Below are 22,743 nucleotides of genomic sequence, written 5' to 3'. Positions count from 1 at the left end.
CAGCATCCTTGGCCTATGTTCGTGCGCACTTAGTGAGGTAGATTGATGTCAAGAATTGCGCATGTCCTGGCCTTCCTGTTTCTCGTCGGTGCCTCTCTCTCCATGAGCCGAACGCCTGCCGAGGCGGGTTATGCGCACTTCATCTACGACGCCCAGAGCGGCAAGGTGCTGGCTTCGGAAAATGCCGACGTCATCAACCATCCGGCATCGCTCACCAAGATGATGACGCTCTACATGACCTTCGAGGCGCTCAAGGACGGCCGCCTCGGCTGGGATCAGCAGATCGTCATGACCGCGAACGCGGCCTCCAAGATACCGTTCAAGCTGGGGGTCAAGGCCGGCCAGACGATCACGGTGCGCGAGGCGGTGCTTGCGATGGCCGTGCGCTCGGCAAACGACGCCGCGGCCGCGATGGCCGATCATCTTGGTGGTACCGAAGAGCGGTTCGGCGTGATGATGACCCAGAAGGCTCGTGCACTCGGGATGTCACGCACGGTGTTCCGCAACGCTTCCGGCCTGCCCGATGACAGCCAGGTGACGACCGCGCGCGACATGGGCATGATGGCGCTCGCTCTGATCCGCGACTTCCCCCGCGAATACCAGCTGTTTTCGATGCGTGCCTTCGAATTCCGAGGCAAACGCATCCGGGGCCACAACAACCTGATGTACCGATATCCCGGCATGGACGGGGTCAAGACCGGCTACATCCGTGCCTCCGGCTTCAATATCGCGAGCGCCGTCAACATCAACGGAAGACGGGTGATCGGCGTCGTTCTCGGCGGCAAGACGGCGCGGCGGCGCGACGACCAGATGGTGGCGCTGCTCGACAAATACGTGCCGGGAACCGGCGCCGCGTCCGGCGGTCTGCTGGCCCTGGAACAGCAGAAGCGGGATCCTGCCGGGGCGCAGCCGTTGGCGCTCGTCGCGCCGCGGAAGGAGATCACGCTCGGTGCGCCGCCTGCGAAGGCATCGATCGCCAATCTCTATGCCACACCGCAGAAACCGGTCGGGCCGCTCTGGCAGATCCAGATCGCCGCCGCCGGCGATCGCGAGACGGCGTCCGCGATGCTCGAAAAAGCCCTGCCGCTGCTGACGACGGATTTCGGGCGCATCGCGCCGAGCGTCGAGAGCTATGCGGAGGCCGGAAAGGAATATTTCCGGGCCCGCCTGGTTGGCTTTGCCGACCAGAACACCGCCACCCGCGCCTGCTCGGTGCTGCAGGCAAAAGCGGTGAACTGCTTCGTGGTGCGGTAGATATTCTTTTCAGTCCGCCAATTTTCCCGGGCAGATGCCTCGGATCAGCGGCACTTGCGTACTGCCTGGAGTGCGGCGCTGACGCCACGCAGGGAATAGGAATAGCTCGTATTGGTGCCGCGGCGGGACGTGGCTTCGAGCCTCATGTCGCTTCCGCCGCGCATGGCATCCACCAGAACCGGCTCGCGTTCCTGATTGCGCAGCCAGGCGGTCTTGTCCTCAGGCATCAGACGGAAAGCCTCGTCACCCACCGTCAGGCTGATCTCGGAACCTTCCTGAAGAGGGTAACCCATGACCGCCTGTGGCGCATAGGCGGTTTCGCCGTGAGGTGCGATCAGGAAGAAATTGTCTCCGTGATCGATGCCGGCAGGCGCCGAATTCACCGGTACCGAAAGCGCATAACAGCTCGTTTGGCCGGCATCGGTATAGGAATAGACACCCCAGGCATCGAACTGCGCGACCCGGGTCGGCTGGGCTGTCGCAGAAGCCGCGGCGACAAAGGTGACGGAAAGAGCGAGGACGAAAGGCTTGATCGGCATGGTATCTCCACAAAGCAACAGGTCCCAGGGCGAGAACCGGACGGCCTCGGCCTGGAAATGGGCCATTTCAGGATGGCCTTATTCAAGGTCCGGACGGTTACCCAGACGTTAATTTTCGTGTCGAAGTGAGGGCGGTTCCGGTCACAAAGGTTTGAGGCGATTGTGTTCGCCTGGCGCCAAAACGGAAAAAGGGCGACCGAAACCGGCCGCCCTGCAGAGCCTGTCTCGATGGGGCCGGGATTATTTTACCGGAGCGTTCACAGCCCAGGAGACGCCGAAAGGATCGCTGAGCTGGCCGTAGCGGTCACCCCAGAACATCACCTGCAGCTCCAGCTTCACCTCGAGCCCGGCATCGACGGCGCGCTTCCACCAGAAGTCGACCTCTTCGTTGGTCAGGGGCAGAAGCATGGTATAGCCCTGTGCCTTTTCATGCGGATATCCGTGGTCCGGATAGGCGTCGCTCAACATCAGCGAGCTGCCGTTGATATAGAGATGGACGTGCATCGTCCGGCCCTGCTCGTCCACCGGATAGAAGGACTCGATCGTGGCGCCGAAGGCCTGCTTGTAGAACTCGGCCGCCTTCATCGCGCCGTCCACCTGCAGATAGGCCACAAGCCCGCCGCGGACGGGCGAGGGTGCCGGATGATCATTCGTCTGAACTGCCGCTTCCATGAAATTTTCCCTCCTTGTTCGGTTGAGGTTCCGCGTGAACCTGCCCAAGGACGGGCGGGATGAGCGGAAGCCGACAGGAAGGATAAAAATAAATCCTTCTTTGTTTGGGAAACGGCCTCAGGCTTGCCATCGAACGCGGCGTAGATCGGCAGCCCCGTCCACGATCCGGACGATGCGCACCCGATCCTCCGCTATGGCATAGAGCGCGAGCCATCTTTCAACTACGAGCATGCGGGCCGCTTCCGCAATATCAGGCCGTGCGGGTCCCATCTCGGGATGGTGTTCGAGTTGGCTTATGCGGGCTCCGATCCGCTCAACGACGGTATCAGCCAAGGTTACGCCGCTGCTTTCGGCAATCCATGACCAGATATCCAGCATGTCATCACGGGCGCGGCTCGAATAGACGACCGGCTTGGTCATGAGTCAGAGCTTACCTGCCAACTTCTTGCGGCCTTCGTCCTTGATGGTCGCCAAATCCAGCGGGCGATAGTCGCCGCTCGCGGCGCCTTCGTTCCATGCTTTCCTCAGGCGCAAGAGATCGTCCGCTTCGCGGTCATGTTCCTCAAGCAGGCGCAAGGCTTCCTGCACCACTTCGCTCGAAGAGCGATAACGTCCGGACTCCACTTGGGATTTCACGAACTCCGCGAGATCGCCTGACAACGAGACATTGATATCCATCGGCAACTCCTTCTTTGCCAATCATGGAAGCGGCGGAAGGCTTTAGCAAGGGTGAGCGTCAGTTCCTTGCCGCGAATTCCCTGACCAGCCCTTCATACGCCTCGAAAGGCGGAAAAGTCTCGTAGGAATGAACCGCCGAGGTCGTCGCCCAGGGCAGCTTTTCGGACGTGTAGGTTTCGATGAACGGCGAGAACCACTTTGCGTCGTCGAGCATGGTGGGGCGCAGGTTGACGAACCAGTCCATGCCTTCGGGCCGGGTAAACATCCAGCTCTTGCAGTGGGGGCAATGGTAGTGGTGCGCGTCGGGGCCGTGCAGGCCGCCGATCACCGGCTCGCCTTCTGTGACCTCGAAGCCCTGCGCCGGAATGGCGGCGGAGAGCGAATAGGCGCTGGCGCTCATCTTCTGGCAGCCGCTGCAGTGGCAGGCCATGGTGAGGATCGGCTGGGCGCTGATCCTCAGGCGGACCCGACCGCAACGGCATGAACCTTCCATGGGGAGTGCGAGTTTCGCCATGTAAGCCTCCGTGTCTTTCTGCGGCGGGTGCCTAGGCGAGAACTAGGGCCGCTTGGGGATTTCCAGGCCGCGCTGTACCGCAGGCCGGGCAAGGCCGCGTTCCAGCCATTGCGGGACCCGCTTCAGCTGGTCGTATTCGATCAGTTCGCCGGCGCCGTAGAAGCCGATCAGGTTGCGCACCCAGCCGAGCATGGAAATGTCGGCGATCGTATATTCGCCGCCCATGATCCAGTCGCGGCCTTCGAGCCGGGTTTCGATGACGCGGATGAGGCGGGCCGATTCCTTGACATAGCGGTCACGCGGGCGCTTGTCCTCATAGTCCTTGCCAGCGAATTTGTGGAAGAAGCCGAGCTGGCCGAACATCGGGCCGAGGCCGCCCATCTGGAACATCACCCACTGGATCGTCTCGTAACGCTTGGCGGGGTCGGCCGGCAGAAGCTTGCCGGTCTTTTCGGCGAGGTAGATCAGGATCGCGCCGGATTCGAAGAGGCCGAGCGGCTTGCCGCCCGGGCCGTCGGGATCGATGATCGCCGGGATCTTGCCGTTCGGATTGAGCGCCAGATATTCCGGTCCCCAGGTCTCGTTCTCGCCGATATTGATGAAATGCGGCTCGTAGGGCAGGCCGATCTCCTCCAGCATGATCGATACCTTGACGCCGTTCGGCGTCGGCGTCGAATAGAGCTGCAGGATGTTCGGGTTCTCTGCGGGCCATTTGGTGGCGATGGGGAAGGCGGAGAGATCGGCCATGCGGTGTCCTCGTCTGCAATTTGTTCCCGCGGAATATAGCCACCGGCGCGTGATGCGCCAGTGGCGATCTGATGAATACAGTGTTTGGGTTACCGGGCGCTGGCCGGGAAAGCCGGCAGGCGGCCGATATGGCTCGCATCGTGCTGGACGATCAGCTTTGCGTCGAGTTTTTCGGCGATCTGCGTCATTCGCTCCATCGAGGCGAGGCTTTCCGCCCTGTTGACGTTGAACGGCGGCACGCCGCGGTTGGCGATCTGTTCTTCGAAATGCACGACATCGCCCGAAAGCAGGACCGGTCCCGTCTGGGGCAGGTTTACCAGCAATGCGGTTTCGCCCTCGGTGTGGCCGGGCATGGCAAGCATCATCACCTGACCGTCGCCGAAGACGTCGCGATCGCCGGAAACCGGATCGACCTTGGCCTTTCCATCCAACCAGGGCTGGACCAGCGCGGACATGACCGCGAAGGGCAGGGGATCGGCATGCAGGCTTTCCCAGTCGCCGGCGCCGATCATCAGCGTGGCCTTGGGGAAGCTGGTTGCCTGGCCCATATGGTCGAAATGGTTGTGGCTGATGCCGACGATGCCGATCTGCTCCGGCTTGATGCCGATCCTGGCAAGCTGGGTCGGTATATCGATCGTCAGCGCCGGCGCCATCGCCTGGCTTGGGTCCGGTGCCTTGCCGATCAGCGCTGCCGGCAGGCCGGCATCCCAGAGCATGTAGTCGGCGCCGTGGCGGATCACGTAGCAGCTGGCGGTCAGCGTGCGGGTTTCACCGGCATAGCTGAAGGTGTCGGAAAAGCTCGACAGGTCCTTGATCACGACGGAGCCGCAGTCGAGCCGCCAGAGCTCGAGGTCGGCCGCTGCCTTGGCCGGGTTGGACAGCGCCAGCAATGCGGCGCCGAGGCTGAAGAGAGAAGCAAGGGTCTTCATGGAATGTCTCCTTTGTTGAAGCCGCCGCCTTTTGCCCGTTCCTGGGGATACGCTGGTGCCGGAATTTCATCGGCTTGAGCCCGAAACGCTCACCAGGCATGTTTTTCGCCTGCTGCGATGCGCTATAGTGCGCCCATGAACCTGATCATGCGAGACCGTTTTCCCGATCTCTCCCGTCGCCTGCTCGAGCGCCTGCGCCCCGTCGTGTCCGGCCGGCTCGACCGCGGCATGCATCCCTATGGCGGCCAGCTTTTTGCCTATTGCTGCTTCGACCGCGAGCGGATGACGGCGCTCCAGCTCGACTGCCCGATGATCTGCATCGTGCTCTATGGCCAGAAGGACGTGTGGCTGGGTGACCGGGCGCAATCCTTCCCGGCGGGCTCGGTCTTCGTGCTGCCGGCCGGGGTGCCGATGGATGTCGTCAACATTCCCGATGCGACGAACGGGCTTTACGTGGCGCTTCGCCTCGATGTGCCGAACCTGCCGGAGGGAATTGCGCCGCTTTCCGCAGCGGAGCGACTGGAAGGCGGCGCGACCGGCTCGTTCGGCGTGCCGCTCAGCGAAGACCTGGTTGAAGCACTCTGCCATGCGGCGACGTCGATTGCCGACGGATCCACCGGCGAGACGATCAAACGGCTGAGGATGACCGAAGTTCTCGCGCTTCTCAGGCCCCTGCCGGAAGCGCGGGCATTGTTCCGTCAGAGCGTTGCGGAAGAGGTCGCGTGGCTGATCGCGACGGCTCCTTCCGAATCGTGGTGTGTTGCAGAGGTGGCGAGAGAACTCGGGGTCGGCGCCTCCACCCTGAGGCGACGTCTTTCCGTCGAAGGGACCTCGTTTCGAACGATCCTGCGTCGCGAGCGCCTCCGGGCAGGGCAAAATGCGCTCGTCGCCGGTGCATCCAGTCTCGCAGCCGCCGAGGCGGCGGGTTACTCCTCCCGCTCGCATTTCTCCCGCCGCTTCCGGGAGAGTTTCGGGACAAGCCCCACGGGCCGCCGCTAGGTTCCTTCAAAAAAAATGCTGCGGCCGGTCGGATCAGCGGCTACTCCTTCGTCTTCAACAGGAGAAGGAGATCGACATGCTATACGCCATCCTTTGCTACGCCCATGAGGAGACCGTCTTTGCCTGGTCCAAGGAGGAAGAGGCGGCCGTCATGGACAAGCTCATGGAGGTCCAGCAGCCGCTGATGCAGGCCGGCAAGCTCGGACCTGTTGCGCGCCTCATGCCGACCACCGCCGCGACCACCGTGCGCAAGGGCAAGGACGAGCCGCTGGTGATCGACGGTCCTTTCGCGGAAACCAAGGAGGCGCTGCTCGGCTTTTACACCGTCGACGCCGAAACGCTCGAAGAAGCGGTCGCCTTCGCCAAGCAACTGTCGAGCGTCAATCCGGGCTCGAGTTCCTATGAAATCCGGCCCTTCCACGTCTTTTACCCCGGAGCAATCAAGACATGACCGATATCGCGTGGATCGAACTTGCACTGACGGCCGCCCGGCCGCAGGCGCTCGGCGCACTGCTTCGCTATTTCCGCGATCTCGACACCGCGGAAGAGGCGTTTCAGGAGGCCTGCCTGCGCGCCATCCGGACCTGGCCGGAGAAGGGTGCGCCCCGCGATCCGACTGCCTGGCTAATCTTCGTCGGCCGCAACAGCGGCATCGACGCGGTCCGCAAGCGTGCCAAGAACGATCCGCTGCCGGAGGAGGAAGCCTTCTCCGATCTTTCCGATGCGGAAGACGATATCGCCGACCGGCTCGACAATTCCAACTATCGCGACGACATCCTGCGTCTGATGTTCATCTGCTGTCATCCCGATCTGCCCAATACCCAGCAGATTGCGCTGGCGCTCAGGATCGTCTCGGGTCTCACCGTGCCGCAGATCGCCCGCGCCTTCCTCGTCAGCGAGGCGGCGATGGAGCAACGCATCACCCGCGCCAAGGCCCGCGTCGCCAAGGCCGGCGTGCCGTTCGAGACGCCGGACGCGGCCGAGCGGGCGACAAGGCTCGGCATGGTTTCCTCGATGATCTATCTCGTCTTCAACGAGGGATATTCCGCCGGTGTCAACAATCCGGACAATGCAGCCTTCTGCGAAGAGGCGATCCGGCTCGCCCGGCTGCTCCTGCGCATCTTTCCCGGAGAGCCGGAGATCATGGGCCTGCTCGCGCTGATGATGCTGCAGCATTCCCGCGCCGGAGCCCGCTTCGACGCGCAGGGCCAGATCATCTTGCTGGAAGACCAGGATCGCTCGCTCTGGGACCGCAAGCTGATCAACGAGGCCCTTGTTCTGCTCGACAAGGCGATCCGCCATCGCCAGCCCGGAAGCTATCAGGTGCAGGCGGCGATCTCCGCCCTGCATGCCCGCGCCGCCACCCCCAAGGAGACGGATTGGGCGGAGATCAACCAGCTCTACGGCCTTTTGGAACGTCTCCGGCCGTCGCCGGTCATCACCCTCAACCGGGCAGTGGCCGTCTCGAAGCTTGACGGTCCGGAGCAGGCGCTCGAGCTGATCGCTCCGCTTGCCGAAAGGCTCGACGGCTATTTCTATTTCCACGGGGTGCGCGGCAGCCTCCTGATGCAGCTTGGCCGCAAGGCCGAGGCGCGCGAAGCCTTCGACCGGGCAATCGCGCTCGCCAATTCTCCAGCCGAATGCGCCCATATCCGCCAGCAGATCGACAAGCTCGGCGCCGTCCCCTCGCCGGTGGAATGACGGAGGCTATCGCCGCCCTCCTCACCGAAGCGAGAGCAGGGTGGTCATGAGCCGTGCGTCCACATGCATCCTCGGCCCCACGTGAACAAGCGAGGGATCAATCCCGATATCGGTCAGCTGCTCGTCGCTGAGTTCGTGCAGGATCTTCATGGTTCGCGCGTGGCTTGCGTGCCGGCGGTTCTCGTTGAACCAGAAGCCCGCGGCGCCAAGCAGGAGCTCGCCAAGCCCACGAGTGAGGCGCGTGGTGGTCAGGATATTCGTCATCAGGGATCTCCCTCGAAACGCGACAAGTCGATTTCTGTGATGGGGAAGATGGCACCGCGGCGTTTGCCCAGCGTGCGGACGGCCGTGAAATTTCCGTCAAATCGACCGTGCGGGAGGATCTCGTCGGCAGTCTCGACAAAAATACCCAAAATCTTCGCTGGCCCTGTCGGATCTCTTTTCCGCCGCCCGTCCTTGGGGCAACATCGGATACGATGTCGTTCAAACCCAACGGGAGATGGAAAATGACTGCCAATACCGCTGCTTACCCCCTGCAGCTCGTGCGCGAGATGGATGCGCCGGCCGAACAGCTCTACAAGGCCTGGACCACACCGGAGCGGATGGGCGAATGGTTCTGCCCAAAACCCTGGAAGGTGACAGAAGCCAGGGTGGATCTGCGTGCAGGCGGATCGAGCTACATCCTGATGGAGGGGCCGGAAGGCGAAAAGATTCCCAACCACGGGGTCTATCTGGAGGTCGTCCCGAACCGGAAGCTGGTCTTCACCGACGCTTACACGAGCGCCTGGGTGCCATCGGAAAAGCCGTTCATGACGGCCATCGTCGAGTTCGACGACCTCGGCAACGGCCGCACCCGCTATACCGCAACCGCCTTGCACTGGACGGAAGAGGACAGGAAGGCTCATGAACAAATGGGCTTTCACGAAGGCTGGGGCATCGTCGCCGACCAGCTCGCGCAGATCGCGAAGACTTTCTGAAGAACGAATCAAATCGGGGAGATGGCGTCATCTCCTCGATTTTTGATTCAACGGCGGCCGAAGCCGCCCCAAGATTGGAGTAGAGCTCCGATCGCGGATCGACACGAGAGCGCGCCACGCTTCGTCGTTTCGTTTTGAAGCGATATCCCGCCGGATTTCATTGAAGTTGTGAATGATCTAGGTTTAGATTCGAAATTGCTTGAGGCGGGACGGCCGGCTGGTGATATAGTGACGTGAAGGGCAATTTCAGGCAGTGCCTTCGACCCTCGTCAGGCGGTCCCGCGAAATGATCTGGAGCTCTTCGTGGTTGCATATTCGGCGGCGAAAGACGAACATCCGCCATTTTCCGGCACCGGGGAAATGGGGAACCTGATCAGGCGTTTCGACTGGTCGAAAACGCCGCTCGGGCCGATTTCGGATTGGCCGCAAAGTCTCAGAACCGTGACCGGCATGCTGCTCCTGTCACCCGTGCCCATCGTGGTTCTCTGGGGTGCCGATGGAATCATGATCTACAACGACGCCTATTCCGTCTTTGCCGGCGAGCGCCACCCGCAACTGCTCGGATCCAAAGTCCGGGAAGGCTGGGAAGAGGTCGCCGACTTCAACGACAACGTGATGAAGATCTGCATGGCCGGCGGCGTTCTCTCCTACGAAAACCAGAAGCACACGCTGATCCGTCACGGCATGCCGGAGCCGGTCTGGATGAACCTGGACTATTCTCCGGTGCTCGATGAAAGCGGCGACCCCGCCGGCGTCATTGCTGTCGTGGTGGAAACCACCAAGAGCGTCCTGGGGCAGCGCAGGCTTCGCGAAAGCGAGGGCCGCTTCAGGGCCCTCACCAATGCCATGTCCGATGTCGTCTACTCGATGAGCGCGGACTGGAAGGAAATGCGCCAGCTCGACGGCCGGGGATTTCTCGCCAATACGGAAACCCCGCGCATCGCCTGGCAGGAAATATACCTTTTCCCCGAGGATCGGGAATACATACAGTCGGTGATCGACGAGGCGATTCGCACGAAGAGCGTCTTCCAGCTCGAACATCGCGTTCGGCGGGCGGACGGTACGGTCGGCTGGACCTCGTCGCGCGCTGTGCCGATCTTCGATGAAAGGGGGCGGATCGTCGAATGGTTCGGGGCCGCGTCCGACATCACCCAGCGGCGGCAGAACGAGGAACATCTGAAGCTCGTCGTCCACGAGCTCAATCACCGGGTCAAGAACAACCTCGCCATGATCCAGGCGATCGCCATGCAGACCTTCCGGAAAAATACCGACCTGAAGGACGCACAGGTGCGCTTTTCCGCCCGCATGGTGGCGCTCGGCCAGGCGAACGATCTTCTGACCGGCGAGCGATGGGCGGGTGCCTCGCTGCGTGGCGCCGTCGAGCAGGCCATCCGGCCCCATTGCCCCGAGAAGGGCCGGTGCGTGATCGAGGGCGACGACGTTACGCTCTCGGCCAAGACGGCGCTCGCCTTGACGCTCGCCATGCATGAAATGGCCACCAACGCGCTCAAATACGGCGCCTGGTCGAATTCCGCGGGCAGGGTATCCGTTTCCTGGTCCGCCTATCTGAAGGACGGCGCAAAGCGCCTGCGGATCGAATGGCGCGAAGAGGGCGGCCCGAGGGTTCAACCACCGGATCAGCGCGGATTCGGATCCGCACTGATCGAGCGGGGGCTGGCAAGAGAAGTGGGCGGAGAGGCCAAGATGGAATTCCTGCCAAACGGCTTCGTCTGCACGATCGATGCGTCCGACTCCATTTATGCGAGCCACTGAGATGACGTTGCGAATTCTTGTTGTCGAGGACGAGATGACCATTTCGCTGCTGGTCGAGGACATGCTCGTCGAACTCGGCCATGAGGTCGTCGATCTCGCCATGCGCCTGAAACAGGCAGAGGAGATGGCGGCGACCTTCGAAATCGATCTGGCCATACTCGACGTCAATCTGGACGGGCACAAATCGTTTCCTGTCGCCGATATCCTCGCCGCTCGCGGCATTCCTTTCGTTTTCGCGACCGGGTATGGCGCGGCCGGCATCGAACCCGGCTATCAGCAATGGCCCGTGATCACCAAGCCGTTCCTGATCGACGACCTGCGGCGGGCGGTCGAACTGCTGGCTCCCCCGCCGGCCGCCGCCTGACGACGTTTCCGGCGACCTATCCAATCGATCGAACAGACCCTTCGAAAGATTCGCGTTTGCGCGCCGACGGCCGGATAACTATCTGACCGTCATCAACGAACGGATTTTTCACGATGGAACTCGGACTTCATACCTTTGGCGATGTCGACGCCGCAGCGCTCGACAAGGGCGCGGAAGGCGCCCGCCGGATCAAGGATCTTCTGGAAGAGATCGAGCTCGCCGACCAGGTGGGGCTCGACGTCTTCGGGCTTGGCGAACACCACCGCCCGGACTACGTGGTCTCCTCGCCCGCCGTGGTGCTTGCAGCCGCTGCGGCGCGAACGAAGACCATTCGCCTGACCAGCGCCGTTTCGGTGCTGAGCTCGGATGACCCGGTGCGGGTTTTCCAGCAGTTCGCGACGGTCGACCTCATTTCGAACGGCAGGGCGGAGATCATGGCGGGCCGAGGCTCGTTCATCGAATCCTTCCCGCTCTTCGGCTACGACCTCGGCGATTACGACCAGTTGTTTGCCGAGAAGCTGGACCTGTTGCTGGCGATCCAGGAGCAGGAGATCGTGACGTGGTCGGAAGGCCAGCTACGGCCGGCCATCAACGGCCGGGGCGTCTATCCGCGTCCGCTGCAGGATCCGCTGCCGGTCTGGATCGCGGTGGGCGGTACGCCGCAATCGGTAGCGCGGGCAGGGGCCATGGGCCTGCCGCTCGCGGTCGCCATCATCGGCGGCGAATATCCGCGCTTTGCGCCCTTCTTCAACCTCTACCGCGAGGCTGCCCGCCGGGCCGGCCAGGATGCTGCAAAGCTGAAGACGAGCATCAACGTGCACGGCTTCATCGCTGATACGACGGAGGCGGCGGCCGATCAGTTCTACGGCCCGCAGGCGGAGGTGATGAACCGCATCGGCCGCGAACGCGGCTGGGGACCGACCAGCCGGGCGTATTTCGACCAGTCGCGCGGGCCGCTCGGCAATCTCTTCGTCGGCGAGCCGGAACTGGTGGCGGAAAAGATCATCGCCGCGCATCGGCTGTTCGGCATGGACCGGTTCCTGCTGCAGATGGCGATCGGGCCGATGCCGCACGACCAGGTCATGCGCGGCATCGAGCTCTACGGCACGAAGGTCGCTCCGATCGTCAGAAAAGAAATAGGGGGCGTCAGAAAAGAATTGACGGGCAGCAGCGATGGCGCGAAACCGGCCGCCTGATACGCAAAGGAAGAACACGGACAGGCCATGGTCATTTCCACCGAAGACGAACTCGCCAAGCTGAAGGAGATCGGAAGGCTCTGCGCGCAGGCGATGGAGGCGATGGGCAAGGCACTGGAGCCCGGGATCACGACCCGCGAGCTGGACGATATCGGCCGCAGGATCCTTGAAAATGCCGGCGCCCAATCGGCGCCGGAGACCTGCTACCAGTTTCCCGCGGCAACCTGCATCAGCGTCAACGAGGAAGTGGCGCACGGTATTCCCGGCGACCGCGTGATCAACGCGGGCGACCTCGTCAATATCGACGTGTCGGCGGTGAAGGACGGCTTCTTCGGCGATACCGGGGCTTCCTATGCCGTGCCGCCGGTGAAGCGCGAGATCGAAAAACTCTGCCGCGACGGGCGCCGGGCGCTCTGGACCGGGCTGCAGCAGGTGAAGTCCGGCAAGCCGATCGCCGGCATCGGCAATGCCATCGGTAGCTTCGCCAAGAAGAACCGCTACACGCTGATCACCAATCTATCGAGCCACGGCATCGGCCGCTCGCTGCACGAGGAGCCGAAGGAAGTACCGACCTGGCCGGATCCGGACGAAGACCGGATTCTCGAGGAGGGGCTGGTCTTTACCGTCGAGCCGTTTCTTTCAATGGGCGCCAACTGGGCCGAGGACGGCGGTAACGGCGACGTCTGGACGCTTTACAGCGACCCGAAGGCGCCGACCGTTCAATACGAGCACACGGTGGTGGTGACCCGCAACGGACCGCTGATCCTGACGCTTCCTGCGTGAAATTTACGAGAGCTCGCTCTGTTCGGATATGGCTGCAACGCGGCGATAGAAGGCGTCGGCACGTTCCTCGTTCAGATGTTCAAGAAGCTGTCGCGTGTGAATCCGCGCAGCACTTTCCATCAACTGCGCGAAGGCAGCATAGCCGACATGGTCGGCCTTGCGGACCTGAGCGATAAGGGGGTCGACAAGCACTTCCGATAGGGTCAGGTCGGTGTCCATGTTCAATCCTCCGCCGTGCAACATGACGACCTGCTAACATTGACCTGCATTCGTGACAGCAACAAGACGAAAGTCGTATTGCGCCGCATCAAATCGTCGCGGCAGTTGCGTGATGATTCGTGATCAGCGCTGCTGATCGCAGGGATGACAATTGCTGATTTGTGCCGACCGGCTGCGGCTGCGATAAGCGAACCATGCTGCAGATGAACATCGACCATTCCAGCCGCCCTCTCTTGACCGGATTTGCCGGCGCCATCGCCATGGCGGCGGCGATGGGGTTCGGGCGTTTCTTCTATACCCCGATCCTGCCCGGGATGATGGGTGGAATTCCGCTTTCGGCGGCCGATGCAGGCTTCATCGCGGCGGGCAATTTCGCCGGTTATCTCGCCGGCGCGATCCTCTCCGCCTATGGCTGGGCGGCCGGACGCGAGCGGCAGGTGGCGCTCGGCGGACTGCTGGCGACGGCGATCCTGCTCGCGGCCATGGCTGCGACCACGTCCGTCTTCGCCTTTACCGTCATCCGCTTCCTTGCAGGGCTTGCGAGCGCCCTTGCGATGATCTTCACCTCGTCGATCGTGCTGCCCCATGCGGTCGGACGGGACAATGTGAATGTCCTGCATTTCGGCGGCGTCGGAGCGGGGATCGCGCTTTCCTCCGCGCTGGTGCTTGGGGTCAATGCGGTCGCCGGCGACGGCGCGCACGGCTGGCAGGCGAACTGGCTTGCCGGGGCTGCGATCGTTATCGTCATCTCGGCCGCCGTCGGCTGGCTTCTGCCGCGACCGATTTTCGGGGGCGGTTCAGCCATCGAACCACCGCTTCGCTGGCGCCTGCCGCTGGTCCTCCTCACCGCCTCCTACGGGTTGTTCGGCTTCGGATACGTCATCACCGCGACCTTCCTCGTCACGATCGCGCGGATGGGAGACGCCGGCCCGATCGTGGAATTCCTCGCCTGGTTCCTGACCGGCACGGCGGCGGCGGTTTCGCTCGTCCTCTGGCGTCCGGTGGTGAGGGGTTTCGGGCTCACCACGGCCTATGCCGCGGCGCTCGGGCTGCAGGCGGTCGGCGTGCTCGGCTCCGTCCTGCTGCCGCCGACGGCGGGTGCACTGGTCGGCGGGCTTCTGCTCGGTGCCACTTTCATGGTGGTCACGGCCTACGGGCTCCAGATCGCCCGCGCGCTTTCGCCCGACAGTCCGCGCCGGGCGCTCGCCTTCATGACGGCGGCCTTCGGCACCGGCCAGATCATCGGCCCGCTGGTGGCCGGCTGGGTGGCGGAGCGGAGCGGCAGCTTCACCCTGCCGACGATACTTGCGGCAGCAGTCCTTGTCGTCTGCGTCCTGCTGGCGCTGCCGGTTGCACCGCAGCGGAGCCAATAATCCCATGGTTACAATTGTGTAAGCATCGCCTGCGGCCATTGCCGCATTCTTGGAACTGCCTTAGTTTCGCGCTCTACAGTCGTTCCCGACCTTCAGAGATCTCGAACTCAGGAAAGCCAAAGCTCCGTGTTCCATTCGTTCTTTCCCCGACCGAAGTTATTCTTCACATCCGCTGCCATCTGGTCGCTCGTTTGTATTCTCGTCTGGTATACGGTAGGGCCGCAAATGGGGGCCGCCGTCGGGTTGCCGCCGCTTCCCGATGGCGAAAGACCGCCGATCGGCCTGGCATTCTTCCTTACCCCAGAGAACATCTGGTTCTACATCTACTTCACCATATTCGTGCTGATCTTCGGCATTGCCTGGAAACTCATCGACAGGGACCATCCCTGGTCCAACTGGTCCATCTGGGGTTCGGCCTTCATCATCTTCATTGCCTATTTCAGCGTCCAGCTATCAGTCGCCATCAACAATTGGCGGGGACCGTTTTGGGACCTGGTTCAAAAGGCACTTTCCGGCGACAAGAGCGTAACGGCACCGTTGCTCTACGAGTACCAGTTTCGGTTTCTCGAGATCGGCGTTCTGAGCATCATACTCAATGTCGCCACCGCGTTCTTCACCAACCACTATGTGTTTCGCTGGCGTACGGCGATGAACGACTTCTATTTGTCGAAGTGGGACAAGCTCAGGCATATCGAAGGCGCCTCCCAGCGTGTGCAGGAAGACACCATGCGCTTTGCCAACATTCTCGAAGGCCTTGGCGTGGTTCTCATCAATTCCGTCATGACGTTGGTGGTCTTCCTGCCGCTTCTTTTCGCTCTTTCAGAGCATGTGTCGGAGCTTCCGATCCTGGGTGCGGTTCCTCATTCCCTCTTCTGGCTTGCAATAATCTGGTCCCTCTTCGGTACGGTGCTGCTCGCTGTAGCGGGTATCAAGCTGCCGGGGTTGCAGTTCCGAAATCAGCGCGTCGAGGCAGCGTTCCGTAAAGAGCTGGTTTACGGGGAGGATCACGTGGATCGCGCCGATCCAGTCACCGTCCGGGAACTCTTCTCCAACGTGCGGCGAAACTATTTCCGCATGTATTGGCACTATCTCTACTTCAACGTTGCCCGCTATACCTATGGACAGCTGGACGCAATCTTCATCAGCGTCATCCTTATCCCGACTTTCGTTGCTGGCCGCATCACCCTCGGCATCTGGCAGCAAATCCTGACCGCGTTCGGGGAAGTCAGCAATTCGTTCCAGTATCTCGTCAACTACTGGTCGACGATCATCGAACTCTTGTCCATCCACAAGCGCCTCGTCGCTTTCGAGGCGGCGATCGACGATCAGCCGCTACCGGAGATCGACCAGCGTTATCTGGCGCGGGAGGAAATGGACGGAGAACTGGCGGCCGACCGGCCGTACTGATCGGTCTTCAACGCAAGCACATTTGGCCGCGCCGGATCGTCACCCCGGCGCGGTTTTGTTTTGGGATTGGGGCAGGCGGGTATTTCAAGGGTATTGGTGTCAGGCTTTCCGCCTACCCCGATTGCGTTTGGCGTCTTTGGAGGATTTCCCAGCCCTCCGCTGCCGCCTTTCCACAACCATCACCGGAAACCGAGCTTCGAACCCAGAGGAGGAGGCCGGTTCGCGAACCCGGTTTCCCATCCGATGACGAGGGCGATTATCGTGCCGCGTCGGCAGGCGGGGATGAAAAGGGGAGCCCGAAGGCGGTAAGAGATTGACGAGGTGAGAAGATCTTTTTGCCATGGATAGAATTATCCCCTCCCGGCAGGCCGGGAGGGGATAATTCTACAACCCCGAGGTCTCGCTCGGCTTTTCGCGATGCTTCAGCATGTCGATCGCTTGGGAATAGCTGACGCAGGCGACGTCTTCCTTTCCGCAGACCTCCGTCACCAGCCGCTCCATGGCGCGCCAATAGGCGCCGCCGTTCATTTCCACGAAATGCAGGCCGATCTGCAGGGGAATACGTTCCCCGTCATACTGCTTGTCGAAAGCGGCCCGGAAGGCCGAATAGGTGCGCTCTTCGAACTCGGCTGAGCGGCTCGGATTGTCGAGGCCGCCGGAATGGCGGATGAAGAGATTGTAGTCCATGGCGATGATCGGCCGGCCCGAGGGGCCTTCCGGGATCAGCGGCAGGCCGAAACGGATGAGCCCGTTCTTTTCCTCCGGCCACATCGGTCCCTTGGTCACCAGGCTTGCGTCATAACGGATGCCGGCCTGTTTTTCCGCCTCCACCATGCCCGGGCTTGTCGAGAAATAAGGCGCGCGGAAACCGGTGATGCCGTTTCTGACGAAATCCTTCCAGCCGGCGGGCTCCTCCGCCTCGGCGCCGACCGTTTTCCAGGCACCGGTCAGCACATCGTCAAAGGTCCTGAACTCCGTGGTCCAGTCGGCCGCCGTCCACTCTCCGCCGTCGAAGTGACCGCAGGTATGGCTCGATATGTCATGGCCTTCGAGATGCGCCTGCCAGACATGGCCGAGCCGTTCGCGCGCCTCCGCCGCCGTTTGGGCGAAGCCGATATTGGACTTGCCGGGCTTCTGGCGCGGGCCTTGATAACTTTTCGCCTTCGCCCGCTCGATGACCAGCGTGCAGGAAAGGAAATAGGTGAAATGGGCGTCGACGCGGCTCGCGAGATCGCGGCTCCTCTGCCAGAGATGGTTGGCGCCGGCGCCGTCGAAGGAGATCATCACCAGCTGCTTCGGTTTTTCAATCGCCTGCGACATCGCAGGGACAAGCGAAAGGCAGAGGGCGAGGGGAAGGGCAAACAGACGCATCAACGAACCTGAATCACAAATAAGCGGCGCCGGTGTTGTGGCCGGCGAATAAGGCGAAGCTTGGGAGGCGTGGCACGAAAGCGTGATTGATGCCTGAGAGCCGTTAACAAGCTTGGTCAGAATCGTGAGAGGGGCCTTACATCTCAGGGAAAATAGGCTAGAAGGCGCTTTCTTATTGGGATTGAGGCCGCTTTGGCCGGAGACTTTGATGGCGCAGCACGACGACGACAGTTTTATCCGCGAGGTTAACGAGGAGCTCCGCTCCGACCAGATGAAGTATGCCTGGAGCCGTTACCGCTCGCTGGTGATCGCGATTGCCGTGCTGATCATCGGCGGCACGACCGCCAGCGTGCTTTATGAATGGTATGACAGCCATACGTCTTCCAAGTCCGGCGACCAGTTCCTCGCAGCCCTGAAGCTTGCCGAAGACAACAAGCTGGACGAGGCGCTTTCCGCATTCGAAGCGCTGGAAAAAGACGGTACCGGCGCCTATCCCGTCCTTGCCCGGATGCGCGCCGCCTCGGTGCAGCAGGCCAAGGGCGACACGGCCGGCGCGATCGCCGCCTTTTCGGGTATCGGCAAGGAGGCCGCCGCACCGCAGGCGGTCCGCGACCTCGCCAAGATGCGTGCCGCCTGGCTGCTGATCGACACCGGCACCTACGAACAGGTCGCCGCCGAAGTGCAGGCAACCGCCAATCCCGGCAATCCGCTTGCCAATTCCGCCCGCGAGGCGCTCGGGCTTTCCGCCTACAAGGCCGGCGATATGGCAAAAGCCAAGGAATGGTTCCAGCAGATTGCCAACGACACCGCCGCGCCGCGCAATGTCGCCAACCGCGCGCAGATCATGCTCGACAATATCGCCTCTTCCGGCAAGGCGCCCTAAGTTTCTGCCGGTCGAGGTCTAAGGAAAAAAGATGAGCTTCACCGTCGCCATCGTCGGACGCCCGAATGTCGGAAAGTCCACGCTCTTCAACCGGCTGGTGGGCAAGAAGCTGGCGCTTGTCGACGACACGCCGGGCGTCACCCGCGACCGCCGTCCGGGCGACGCCAAGCTCGTGGACCTCAAGTTCACGATCATCGACACTGCCGGCCTGGAAGAGGCCGGACCCGAAACGCTGGAAGGCCGGATGCGCGCCCAGACGGAGGCGGCGATCGAAGATGCCGACCTGACGCTCTTCGTGGTCGACGCCAAATCCGGCCTGACGCCGCTCGACAAGACATTCGGCGAACTCCTGCGCCGCAGCGGCAAGCCGGTCGTGCTCGTCGCCAACAAATCGGAAGCGCGCGGCTCGGATGCCGGTTTCTACGACGCCTTCACCCTGGGACTTGGAGAGCCGGTGCCGATTTCCGCCGAGCACGGCGAGGGCATGATCGACCTGCGCGACGCGATCGTCGAGGCGCTCGGCGAGGACAGGGCCTTTCCGGAGGACGATTTCGAAGCCGAGACCAATGTCGACGTTCTCCAGTCCGAGGTGGGCGCCGAAGGCGAGGCCGAAGAGGAGCCGGTCTATGACGAGACGAAGCCGCTCCGCGTTGCAATCGTCGGCCGCCCGAATGCCGGCAAATCGACGCTGATCAACCGGTTCCTCGGCGAAGACCGGCTGCTGACCGGACCGGAAGCCGGCATCACGCGCGATTCCATCTCGGTCGAATGGGACTGGCGCGGGCGAACCATCAAGATGTTCGACACCGCCGGCATGCGCCGCAAGGCAAGGGTTCAGGAAAAGCTCGAAAAGCTTTCGGTTGCCGATGCGCTGCGCGCCATCCGGTTTGCCGAGACGGTGGTGATCGTCTTCGACGCGACGATCCCCTTCGAGAAGCAGGACCTGCAGATCGCCGATCTGGTGCTCCGCGAGGGACGCGCCGCGGTGCTTGCCTTCAACAAATGGGATCTCGTGGAGGATCCGCAGGCGGTTCTGGCGGATCTCCGCGAAAAGACCGAACGGCTGTTGCCGCAGGCGCGGGGCATCCGCGCGGTGCCGATCTCGGGCCAGACCGGCTACGGGCTCGACAAGCTGATGCAGAACATCATCGACACCGACCGGGTTTGGAACAAGCGCATCTCCACCGCAAGGCTCAATCGCTGGCTCGACGGCGTGCAGATCCAGCATCCGCCACCGGCCGTTTCCGGCCGCCGCCTGAAGCTCAAATACATGACCCAGGTGAAGGCTCGCCCCCCGGCTTTCATGGTGTCCTGCACCAGGCCCGATGCGCTTCCGGAAAGCTATGTGCGCTACCTGATCAACGGGCTGCGCAACGATTTCCAGATGCCGGGCGTGCCGATCCGCATTCATTTCAAGGCGGGCGAAAACCCGTTCGAAGGCAGGAAAAGGAAGAGGTAGTTGGGGCCATCCTCCTTTGATGGGAGAGGGTCGGCGCATCGCGCCGAGGTGGGGTGACCAACCAGCCTCCGTTGAGGCTAGACCGTTGACTCATGAGCGCGGAGCCAAGGCCGCATTGAGGCGAGCCGAACCATCGCCAGGAAGTTTGCGGCGTGCCTGTCGCATCGTGTGGCGATACGGCGGAAGGCAACCGTCTCAGAGTCCGTCGTTCACAGTGCGTCCAGCTGCGCCGGAAAGCAGACGTTGCTCGCCGTATTCAGGGCGCTGCTGTACCGAGCGCTACGGCTAGTACATCGGCCAGGCCGCGCCCGGCGCTGCCGTCCTCATCAAGGCGCGGGTTATAGATGGTGATCTCGATGCCGACTGCCTTGCCGCTCGCCAAGGCAACCCGAAGCGCGACCCCTAGCTCGTCCCACGACAACCCACCCGGCATGCGGAAATCGACAGCGGGCATGATGGCGTCGTCGAGGCAATCGGCGTCGAGATGGATGAAGAAGCCGTCGAGTTCCTCTCGCGTCAGGTGGTCGACCGCTTCGCGCGCGGCGGCCTCGATGCCCATCGCACGCACGGCGGGAAGGTCAATCGCCTTGAGCTCCTTGGGGAGCGGCTGGCTTCCGTACTCCTCCTGATCCTTGTGATCGCGATACGCGAACGCGACAGCGTCTTCGGGACGGACCAGTGGACCGCGACCTTCAATGTCGGTCAGATGCGGCGGGCCGTAGCCGGTGACCAGGGCAAGGTCCATCGAGGCGCCCTCGCCATTGGGTTCCGCCTCCGGCTGGAAGAAATCGGCGTTGCCGTCGATGAAGAACAGGCCGTAGCGACCGCGCCGTCGAAACGCGAGCATCGAGCCCAGCAGGATCGTGCAATCGCCGCCGAGCACTACCGGAAACTCGACAGCGTCAAGCACGGCTTCCACCGCGTCGGCGAGCTTGGGCGGCCACGCCGCAATTGCCCTGGCATTCAGGATGCCGGTCTCGGGATCGGGCGTAGGGTCCTTCGGAGGCACCGCCAGCCGCCCGGCGCGGCGCGCGTGAATGCGCTCCGCAAGACCGAGGCCCAAGAGCTGGCCGGGCAAGTGCTCCACACCGTCGGTCGCCAAGCCGAGCGTAGAGGGAGCTTCGAGAATTGCATAGGGACGGGTCGGCATGCGCGCCTCCGTTAGCGGTTATTTCGCGGAGTAGGTCACTGCCTCGATCTTGTGACCGTCTGGATCGCGGACAAACGCCCCATAATAGTTGGCATCGTAGTTCGGCCGCAGCCCCGGAGCGCCATCGTCGCTGCCACCATATTTCAATGCTGCTGCGTAAAATCGATCGACCATCGAACGGTCCTCGACGGCAAAGGCGATATGAGTGCCGTTGCCCACGGTCGCCGGTTTTCCATCAATCGGAACCTGAACGCTGAAGTGAAACGTGCCGCTTCCGTAGCCCAGTCCACCCTCGTCCTCGGCCATCGGCACAAGGCCAAGGATGGGCAAAACAGCATCGTAGAAGCGCTTCGAACGCCCAACATCATTCGTCCCGACAGAGACATGATGGATCACAACTACCTCCGTTCCGGCTTTGTCCCGTAACGGCAGCTTCCGGTCATTGTTCCATCAAAGCCGACTGTTTTTGCCCATCTATCTCAGCCGCTCGCATTTATGGGGCACGGCCTAGTCAGTCAAAAAATGTTCACCCCCACCCATCGCTTCGCGATGACCTCCCTTAAAGGGGGAGGTTGGGTGCCCATCACACCGCGGAGGGGCTGACACCCTTCGTCGGCCCGGGCAGTGCCGGGCGGCGGCCCTGCGCCGTCAGCACGTTGTTCAGAAACTGCCTCGACGCAGCCTCCCAGGTGAAATTGCGGGCGAGCTTTCGGGCGTTTTCCCGCGAACAGTTCAGCGCCGCCAGACATGCTTCCTGCAGATCCTCGTTCAGCGCGCCGGCGCCGGACCCTTCCTCGATGATGTCGATCGGCCCGGTGACCGGATAGGCGGCGACCGGAACGCCGCTCGCCAGCGCTTCCAGAATGGTGTTGCCGAAGGTATCGGTCTTGGACGGGAAAACGAAGACATCGGCCTGGGCATAGGCGCGGGCCAGATCCTCTCCGATTTTCATGCCCGTAAAAAGGACGTTCGGATACCGCTTTTCGAGCTCGGCACGGGCCGGGCCGTCGCCGACGACCACCTTGGAGCCGGGAAGATCGAGATCGAGGAAGGCCGGCAGGTTCTTTTCCACCGCGACGCGCCCGACCGTCATGAAGATCGGCCGAGGCAGGTCGAACGGGCGTTCGTCGAGCACCATCGGGTGGAATACCGTCTGGTCGATGCCGCGGCTCCAGCGAAGCAGGTTCTTGATCCCGAGCTTGCCCAGTTCACGCTCCAGGCTGGCGGTCGCCACCATGCAGCCATTGCCGGCATTGTGGAACCAGCGCACGAAGGCATGCAGCCAGCGGAGCGGCACCGGGAAACGGGCCGCCACATATTCCGGAAACCGGGTGTGATAGCTCGTCGAAAAGGATACCCGGTTCTTCAGGCACCAGCGGCGCGCGAGCAGGCCGAGCGGCCCCTCCGTGGCGATATGCACGGCGGTCGGCTGCGAGGCTTCGATCGCCGCCGCCACCTGGCCATAGGTAGCCAGTGAAAGCCGGATCTCGGGATAGGTCGGGCAGGGCACGTTGGTGAAATCCTGCGGCGTCACCATCACCACCTCGACATCCATGCGGGCAAGTTCCCGATTGGTGTTCTCGATGGAACGGACGACGCCGTTCACCTGAGGATACCAGGCATCCGTCACGATAGTGATTCTGGTCATTCGATTGCCGACCCGATTGCCGCTCGCGGGCGACTCGGATGCCGCTGCGCGTGTTCAATCCTCTATCTTAAAAATTTGTAACAGAAGCATGTCACTCTGGACAGGCA

Annotated in this window: 26 protein-coding genes and 1 pseudogene; 13 read left to right on the top strand and 14 right to left on the bottom strand. The window is 62.4% G+C overall.

Translation table 11 applies throughout. The features are described 5' to 3' along the window. Positions 1-45: 45 nt before the first annotated feature. Positions 46-1,254 carry a D-alanyl-D-alanine carboxypeptidase gene (locus tag C5L13_RS15820; protein WP_105384235.1) on the top strand — a complete coding sequence of 403 codons (1,209 nt, stop codon included), beginning with the start codon at positions 46-48 and terminating at the stop codon, positions 1,252-1,254. 44 nt (positions 1,255-1,298) lie between these two features. Here C5L13_RS15820 and C5L13_RS15815 read toward each other — a convergent pair whose 3' ends face one another. The 7 genes from C5L13_RS15815 to C5L13_RS15785 form a co-directional block, all read right to left on the bottom strand. Then, the gene (locus tag C5L13_RS15815) at positions 1,299-1,793 is read right to left on the bottom strand and encodes an invasion associated locus B family protein (protein ID WP_105384333.1); all 495 of its coding nucleotides are present in this window, start codon (positions 1,791-1,793) and stop codon (positions 1,299-1,301) included. A gap of 240 nt (positions 1,794-2,033) precedes the next feature. Then, positions 2,034-2,465 (bottom strand): VOC family protein, encoded by a 432-nt coding sequence (locus C5L13_RS15810; protein ID WP_105384234.1) that lies wholly within the window; start codon positions 2,463-2,465, stop codon positions 2,034-2,036. Between the two features lie 117 nt (positions 2,466-2,582). After that, the gene (locus tag C5L13_RS15805) at positions 2,583-2,885 is read right to left on the bottom strand and encodes a type II toxin-antitoxin system RelE/ParE family toxin (RefSeq protein WP_105384233.1); all 303 of its coding nucleotides are present in this window, start codon (positions 2,883-2,885) and stop codon (positions 2,583-2,585) included. Positions 2,886-2,888: 3 nt separating this feature from the next. After that, positions 2,889-3,143: a type II toxin-antitoxin system ParD family antitoxin gene (locus C5L13_RS15800; RefSeq protein ID WP_105384232.1), complete on the bottom strand. Its 255-nt coding sequence runs from the start codon at positions 3,141-3,143 to the stop codon at positions 2,889-2,891. 58 nt (positions 3,144-3,201) lie between these two features. Then, positions 3,202-3,657, bottom strand: coding sequence for a GFA family protein (locus C5L13_RS15795; RefSeq protein ID WP_105384231.1), 456 nt, complete (start codon positions 3,655-3,657; stop codon positions 3,202-3,204). A 42-nt stretch (positions 3,658-3,699) separates the two neighbouring features. Next, the gene (locus C5L13_RS15790) at positions 3,700-4,404 is read right to left on the bottom strand and encodes a glutathione S-transferase family protein (RefSeq protein ID WP_105384230.1); all 705 of its coding nucleotides are present in this window, start codon (positions 4,402-4,404) and stop codon (positions 3,700-3,702) included. A gap of 89 nt (positions 4,405-4,493) precedes the next feature. After that, a complete protein-coding gene (locus C5L13_RS15785) occupies positions 4,494-5,333 on the bottom strand; it encodes an N-acyl homoserine lactonase family protein (RefSeq protein ID WP_105384229.1) in 840 nt (279 codons plus the stop codon). Between the two features lie 147 nt (positions 5,334-5,480). Here C5L13_RS15785 and C5L13_RS15780 point away from each other — a divergent pair, with 147 nt between their 5' ends. The 3 genes from C5L13_RS15780 (at position 5,481) to C5L13_RS15770 (ending at position 8,033) form a co-directional block, all read left to right on the top strand. After that, positions 5,481-6,332 carry a helix-turn-helix domain-containing protein gene (locus C5L13_RS15780; protein ID WP_245571287.1) on the top strand — a complete coding sequence of 284 codons (852 nt, stop codon included), beginning with the start codon at positions 5,481-5,483 and terminating at the stop codon, positions 6,330-6,332. A gap of 76 nt (positions 6,333-6,408) precedes the next feature. Next, on the top strand, positions 6,409-6,783 hold the full coding sequence (locus C5L13_RS15775; protein ID WP_105384228.1) for a YciI family protein: 375 nt from the start codon (positions 6,409-6,411) through the stop codon (positions 6,781-6,783). Then, entirely contained in the window at positions 6,780-8,033 is a 1,254-nt protein-coding gene (locus C5L13_RS15770; RefSeq protein ID WP_105384227.1) for an RNA polymerase sigma factor, read from the top strand. Before C5L13_RS15775 ends, C5L13_RS15770 begins: the two co-directional genes overlap by 4 nt. Positions 8,034-8,054: 21 nt before the next feature. On the opposite strand, the gene C5L13_RS15765 is transcribed toward C5L13_RS15770, so the two are convergent. After that, entirely contained in the window at positions 8,055-8,297 is a 243-nt protein-coding gene (locus tag C5L13_RS15765) for a DUF1127 domain-containing protein (protein WP_105384226.1), read from the bottom strand. A 242-nt stretch (positions 8,298-8,539) separates the two neighbouring features. Between C5L13_RS15765 and C5L13_RS15760 the strand changes: the two genes are divergently transcribed. The 5 genes from C5L13_RS15760 to map all read left to right on the top strand — a co-directional run bounded on the left by C5L13_RS15760 (position 8,540) and on the right by map (position 13,126). Then, positions 8,540-9,010: an SRPBCC family protein gene (locus C5L13_RS15760; RefSeq protein ID WP_105384225.1), complete on the top strand. Its 471-nt coding sequence runs from the start codon at positions 8,540-8,542 to the stop codon at positions 9,008-9,010. Positions 9,011-9,313: 303 nt separating this feature from the next. Beyond that, positions 9,314-10,783, top strand: coding sequence for a PAS domain-containing sensor histidine kinase (locus tag C5L13_RS15755; RefSeq protein WP_245571285.1), 1,470 nt, complete (start codon positions 9,314-9,316; stop codon positions 10,781-10,783). Position 10,784: 1 nt separating this feature from the next. Continuing rightward, positions 10,785-11,147, top strand: coding sequence for a response regulator (locus tag C5L13_RS15750; protein WP_105384223.1), 363 nt, complete (start codon positions 10,785-10,787; stop codon positions 11,145-11,147). Between the two features lie 113 nt (positions 11,148-11,260). Further along, on the top strand, positions 11,261-12,343 hold the full coding sequence (locus C5L13_RS15745) for an LLM class flavin-dependent oxidoreductase (protein ID WP_105384222.1): 1,083 nt from the start codon (positions 11,261-11,263) through the stop codon (positions 12,341-12,343). A gap of 27 nt (positions 12,344-12,370) precedes the next feature. After that, complete coding sequence (map, locus tag C5L13_RS15740) at positions 12,371-13,126, top strand: type I methionyl aminopeptidase (RefSeq protein ID WP_105384221.1); 756 nt, start codon at positions 12,371-12,373, stop codon at positions 13,124-13,126. A gap of 3 nt (positions 13,127-13,129) precedes the next feature. Here the strand turns inward: map and C5L13_RS15735 are convergent, their stop codons facing one another. After that, positions 13,130-13,345: a hypothetical protein gene (locus C5L13_RS15735; protein ID WP_170117273.1), complete on the bottom strand. Its 216-nt coding sequence runs from the start codon at positions 13,343-13,345 to the stop codon at positions 13,130-13,132. Between the two features lie 194 nt (positions 13,346-13,539). Between C5L13_RS15735 and C5L13_RS15730 the strand changes: the two genes are divergently transcribed. Together C5L13_RS15730 and sbmA are read left to right on the top strand one after the other, a co-directional pair. Continuing rightward, on the top strand, positions 13,540-14,718 hold the full coding sequence (locus tag C5L13_RS15730; RefSeq protein WP_105384219.1) for a YbfB/YjiJ family MFS transporter: 1,179 nt from the start codon (positions 13,540-13,542) through the stop codon (positions 14,716-14,718). A gap of 126 nt (positions 14,719-14,844) precedes the next feature. Beyond that, positions 14,845-16,125 (top strand): peptide antibiotic transporter SbmA, encoded by a 1,281-nt coding sequence (gene sbmA / locus C5L13_RS15725; protein ID WP_105384218.1) that lies wholly within the window; start codon positions 14,845-14,847, stop codon positions 16,123-16,125. 384 nt (positions 16,126-16,509) lie between these two features. On the opposite strand, the gene C5L13_RS15720 is transcribed toward sbmA, so the two are convergent. Further along, complete coding sequence (locus tag C5L13_RS15720) at positions 16,510-17,496, bottom strand: polysaccharide deacetylase family protein (protein WP_105384217.1); 987 nt, start codon at positions 17,494-17,496, stop codon at positions 16,510-16,512. Positions 17,497-17,704: 208 nt separating this feature from the next. On the opposite strand from C5L13_RS15720, the gene C5L13_RS15715 reads away from it, so the two are divergent. Together C5L13_RS15715 and der are read left to right on the top strand one after the other, a co-directional pair. Further along, positions 17,705-18,379 carry a tetratricopeptide repeat protein gene (locus C5L13_RS15715; RefSeq protein ID WP_105384216.1) on the top strand — a complete coding sequence of 225 codons (675 nt, stop codon included), beginning with the start codon at positions 17,705-17,707 and terminating at the stop codon, positions 18,377-18,379. Between the two features lie 31 nt (positions 18,380-18,410). Next, positions 18,411-19,838: a ribosome biogenesis GTPase Der gene (gene der / locus C5L13_RS15710; RefSeq protein ID WP_105384215.1), complete on the top strand. Its 1,428-nt coding sequence runs from the start codon at positions 18,411-18,413 to the stop codon at positions 19,836-19,838. 77 nt (positions 19,839-19,915) lie between these two features. Here the strand turns inward: der and C5L13_RS15705 are convergent. The 4 genes and pseudogenes from C5L13_RS15705 to C5L13_RS15690 form a co-directional block, all read right to left on the bottom strand. Continuing rightward, positions 19,916-20,023 (bottom strand): annotated as a pseudogene (locus tag C5L13_RS15705) (IS5/IS1182 family transposase); the annotation flags it as partial. Positions 20,024-20,094: 71 nt separating this feature from the next. Continuing rightward, positions 20,095-20,988, bottom strand: coding sequence for an arginase family protein (locus tag C5L13_RS15700; protein WP_105384214.1), 894 nt, complete (start codon positions 20,986-20,988; stop codon positions 20,095-20,097). A gap of 18 nt (positions 20,989-21,006) precedes the next feature. Continuing rightward, the gene (locus tag C5L13_RS15695) at positions 21,007-21,384 is read right to left on the bottom strand and encodes a VOC family protein (RefSeq protein ID WP_105384213.1); all 378 of its coding nucleotides are present in this window, start codon (positions 21,382-21,384) and stop codon (positions 21,007-21,009) included. A gap of 187 nt (positions 21,385-21,571) precedes the next feature. Next, positions 21,572-22,636 carry a glycosyltransferase family 4 protein gene (locus C5L13_RS15690; protein ID WP_105384212.1) on the bottom strand — a complete coding sequence of 355 codons (1,065 nt, stop codon included), beginning with the start codon at positions 22,634-22,636 and terminating at the stop codon, positions 21,572-21,574. Positions 22,637-22,743 lie beyond the last annotated feature (107 nt).

This window comes from Neorhizobium alkalisoli (genome assembly GCF_002968635.1).
In the GTDB taxonomy this organism is placed as follows: domain Bacteria; phylum Pseudomonadota; class Alphaproteobacteria; order Rhizobiales; family Rhizobiaceae; genus Neorhizobium; species Neorhizobium alkalisoli.
This window is presented reverse-complemented; position numbering and strand designations above follow the sequence as displayed.